The sequence below is a fragment of the Actinomadura logoneensis genome (assembly GCF_003428695.1).
GTDB lineage: Bacteria > Actinomycetota > Actinomycetes > Streptosporangiales > Streptosporangiaceae > Spirillospora > Spirillospora logoneensis.
This window is the reverse complement of sequence record NZ_QURH01000816.1, coordinates 1-4,678: the sequence shown is the minus strand read 5'-3', so window position 1 is coordinate 4,678 and position 4,678 is coordinate 1. Positions and strand designations below refer to the sequence as shown.

The window sequence follows — 4,678 nt, the reverse complement described above, 5'->3', positions numbered from 1 at the left end:
GGTTCGGCTCGGCGAGGGTCCGGGCGAGGTCGCGCAGGCGCGCGCCGGGGACGTCCGCCAGGGCGGCGAGCCGGTCGAGCGCGGTGCGGGCGGCGTCCCGGTCCGCGCCCCGGACGAGCAGGAGTTCGGCGGGCCAGGCCGCGAGGCCGGACACCGGCTCGGGCGCGCCGTCGTACCCGGCCAGGACGGCGTGGAAGTTCGACCCGCCGAACCCGAACCCGGACAGGCCCGCGAACCGCTCGCCGGGCGCGGCGGCCCACGGCCGGGCCGCGCGGCCGAACGCGAACGGGCTGGACGTCCCGTCCCACGCCTTGTTCGGCTCGGTGAGGTGCAGCGTTCCCGGCAGGACGCCGGTGTGCAGCGCGTAGGCGGTCTTGATCAACCCGGCGAGCCCGGCGGCGCACTTGGTGTGCCCGATCTGGGACTTGACCGAGCCGAGCGTGACGCTGCCCGGGGCGGCCCCGGCCTCGGTGAACGTCTCGGTGAGGGTGGCCAGCTCGGTCCGGTCGCCGACCTCGGTGCCGGTGCCGTGCGCCTCGACCAGGCCGACCCGCGACGGGTGCACCCCGGCGCGCTCGTAGGCGCGTTCCAGCGCGAGCCGCTGTCCCTGGACGCGCGGCGCGGTCAGGCCGAGCGAGCGGCCGTCGGACGACCCGGCGACGGCCTTGACCACCGCGTAGACCCGGTCGCCGTCGCGTTCGGCGTCCGCGAGCCGCTTGAGGACGACGCAGGCGACGCCCTCGCCGAGCGCGATCCCGTCGGCGGACGCGTCGAACGTGGCGCAGCGGCCCTGGCGGGAGAGCGCGTGGACGGACGAGAACAGCAGGTAGTCGTAGATGCCGTTGTGCAGGTCGGCCCCGCCGCACAGGACCATGTCGGCCGCCCCGGTCACCAGTTCCTTGCAGGCGGCGTCGAGCGCGGCGAGGGACGCGGCGCACGCGGCGTCCACGGTGTAGTTCGCGCCGCCGAGGTCGAGCCGGTTGGCGATCCGCCCGGCGATCACGTTGGTCAGCACGCCGGGCGCCGAGTCCTCGGTGAGCCTCGGGAGCTGACCGTCCACGCCCGGCGGGACCTCGCCGAAGTACTTCGGCAGCAGCGCGCGGACCGAGTAGGCGGTGCCGAGCTCGGTCCCGGCCTCGGACCCGAAGACGACGGCGGTGCGCGACCGGTCGAACGGCCGCTCGTCGTAGCCCGCGTCGCGCAGCGCGCGGGCGGCGACCTCCAGGGCGAGCAGCTGGGTCGGTTCGATGCTGCCGAGGGAGTTCGGCGGGATGCCGTAGGCGAACGCGTCGAACGGGACGTCGGGCACGAACCCGCCCCACTTGGACGGGCTCTTCTCGCCCGTCCTGCTGGCGGGGTCGTAGAAGACGGCCGGGTCCCAGCGGGAGGCCGGGACCTCGGTGACGGAGTCGACCCCGCGGACGATGTTCGCCCAGTACTCGTCGGCGTCGCCGGCCTGCGGGAACACGCAGCCGATGCCGATGATCGCGACATCCGCGGGCGCAGGCGCGGACGCCGACCGGCGGCCGGAGGCCTCGGACCCCGAAGTCAACCCGGACGTAGTGGGCGTGGCGGAGGTCGCGGACGTGGCGGCCCCGATGGCGGCGTCCGCCGGAACGACCACGCCGAGTTCGGCGGCGCGCGCCTCCAGGAACCGCTGCGCGCCCGCGGTGACCTGCTCGTGCAGCGCGGTGACGCTGGTCGTCGCGGACCGCAGCGCCGCGACCTGCCCGAGCATGTACATGCCCTCGCGCGCCTGCTCGCCCGCGCCGACGGGCTCCAGCGGACCGCCGCCCCGGCCGCGCCGCAGGCCCTTGGCGGCGATCCGGAGCCGTCCGAGGTTCAGCTCCTCCAGTTGCTCCCACATCCGCCTGCGGCTCGTCCCGGCGGCCTCCAGGCCCCGCCTGGCCTGCTCGAACGCGTCGACGTACGGGGTGCGGGCGCAGCGCGTGGCGTGGCCCGGCGAGGTCTCCAGCAGGGTCGTCCCGGCGCACTCGAGGGCGGCCTGCTGGAAGCCCGGCATGATCGCCCCGGCCGCGACCGCCTCGTGGGTGAACAGGTACGCGGTGCCCATGAGGACGCGGACGTCCACGCCCCGCGCGGCGAGCGGACCGGCGAGCGCGGCGACCATCGCGCCGGAGCGCTCGTCGTGGACGCCGCCCGCGAACAGCACCGACATCTCCGCCGCGGTGCCGGGATGCCGGTCGGTGAAGTCGGTGAGCCGCTGGACCTGCGCCTCCCACAGCGGGAAGCTCGCGCGCGGGCCGACGTGCCCGCCGCACTCCAGGCCCTCGAACACGAACCGCCGCGCACCCTCGCCGAGGAACCGCTCCAGCAGCCCCGGCGACGGGACGTGCAGGTACGTGGCGATCCCGGCGTCCTCCAGCGGCGCGGCCTGGGCCGGACGGCCGCCCGCGATCAGCGCGTACGGCGGCCGGGCGGCGAGGACGGCCTCGATCTGCGCCTCGCGCAGCTCCGGCGGCGCGAAGCCGAGCACGCCGACGCCCCAGGGCCGTCCGGCGAGCCGGTCGGCGGTCTCGGCGAGCAGGTCGCGGACCTCGTCGCCGCCCATCAGCGCGAGCGCGAGGAACGGCAGGCCGCCGTCCTGCGCGACGGCGGCGGCGAACGCCGACCGGTCGCTGACCCGCGTCATCGGCCCCTGCACGACCGGATACACCGGCCCGGCCACCCCGGACTCCCCCGGCGCGTCCGACACATCCGAGGCGTCCGACGTGTCGTCGCGGGGGGCGAGGGGGCGGGCGGTGAGCGCGGCGCGCAGATGCGTGCCCAGGTGCTCGCGGACGGCCTGGACCACGCCCCCGGCCGTCCGGTACCGGTGGGCGAGCGCGGCGGCCAGGAACCCGTCCTGGCCGACCGGCAGCGCCTTGACGTGCAGCCCGGACGCGCCGAGCCGCGTGTTCGCCTCGGCCGGGGCGAGCCCGGTCAGGTCGAAGTCGGGCAGGTCCGGGCGGGCGAAGATCCGGTGGCCGCCGGTGACGCGGGTCTCGCTGCCGTCCATGGCGCGCAGCGCGTCGGCGACGTCGCACGGCAGCTCGCACTCGCGGACCAGCGCGAGCTGGACGTCGAGCACCACGCCCGCCGCGCCGCCCGCGACCGCGGCGGCGGCCGTGTGCGGGCCTATCCCGCCGGCCGCGAACACCGGGAGGGTGGTCCCGGGGTCCCCCAGCAGGCGCTGGAGCAGCACGAACGTGGTGAGCTCGCCGATCCGGCCGCCCGCCTCGCAGCCGCGGGCGATCAGCCCGTCGGCGCCGGCGGCGCGCGCGGCGGACGCCTCGGCGGCATCCACGACCTCGACCAGCAGCCGGCGCCCGCGCGTGTACCCGATGGTCTCCTCGGCGGACACCGCGTCCAGCAGGACGGTGCGGGCCTGGTCGGGCAGCTCGTCCGGACGCACCCCGCAGCCGGCCTGGACCCGCACCCCGAACGCGCCCCGCCACCAGCGGGTCAGGTCGGCGAGCGCGGCCAGCGCGGCGGCCCGGTCGGTGCCGAGGTCGAGGACGCCCAGGCCGCCGGCCCGGCAGACAGCGGCGGCCAGGTGGGGCGCGGGCCGCCCGAACGGGCCGACCCCGAGGATCTCCGCCTCCAGAGCGCGGGAGCGGTCCGCCGCCCCCGTCCCGAACGCGCCACCCGGATCCACCTCAGCCGCCATGCACTGCCCCCCGCCGTTGCGCGCCCGGCCCGGCCCCCGAAACCGGCGCTGCCGACGCTGCCGGCGGCGCCGGCGCGGCTCCCGGGACCTGGCCCCTCGAACTCGTTGCGAAGCGCGGCCCGCCTTCCGCAGGCGGGGGCCGCGACGAGGCGCAACACTACGGTCGGTGACCGCGCGACCTCCCGGGCGACACACCTGGGTCACGCCCTCACGCGCACTCCAGGGGGACTCTGGACCGTCCCTTGACGCAAGGGAGACCCGACGCGGACGGCAGGCACAGTCTCGGCCTCCGCGCCCGTCGTTGGCCGGAAGCGGGCACCTTTCCCCCACCTTCCCCTGCCCGGCGCAGCCCTGTCCGGTGCGGACCGGAAGGCCGTCCTCGCCCACCCGGCAGGCTTCGGGGAAGCCACGAGGAAATGCGCGTCCGGACACACCCCGGTACCGGGGCAAGGAGTCAGGGAATGGCCACCCGGCGCGACTCCGGACGAGAATTGCGGGCGCCCGAACCCGCGTTCCCGACGGCGGATCGGACGGCCTCCACCGAGACGGATCACCTGCTCCGCGACCATCGCCCGCGTCCGGGGACAACACCCCCGGCCCACCGTCCCGGAACGCGCAGCAGCCGACACGACCGCCGACCACGGATGTAGTACCGCACAGCCCGACGAGCACGCTCGGCTTTACGGCGCACCACAGGGTGTGTCAATTTCTCCTGGCCGCGACCGTCCATTAGAAAACGAGTCACCTGGCGAAGTGACCGCGCACTCGCCGCGCGTCCGACCCGCCCCCACCAGGCCGTCCACGCCCCTCCCCCTCTCGCGCGGCCATCGGCACTTCACGCATAATGCCAGTTACACCCCGTAGCATCCACGCCACGGGCCGGTGTCAGGCGGGGGGACGATGAGAGTCCTCGGCGTGCGGGAACGCGCGCCCCACCAGCACACGTCCGGCGCGCGCGGACGCCCGCCGCGCGCCGCGGCGCCGCACGTCCGCGGCGACCGCCCCGCG

At 76.5% G+C, this 4,678-nt stretch carries 1 protein-coding gene; it reads right to left on the bottom strand.

Annotated elements, in window-relative coordinates; all coding sequences use genetic code 11:
• Positions 1–3,670 (bottom strand): beta-ketoacyl synthase N-terminal-like domain-containing protein (locus DZF91_RS27995; RefSeq protein WP_199486947.1); only part of this gene is annotated, 3,670 nt, incomplete at its 3' end.
• Positions 3,671–4,678: the final 1,008 nt, after the last annotated feature.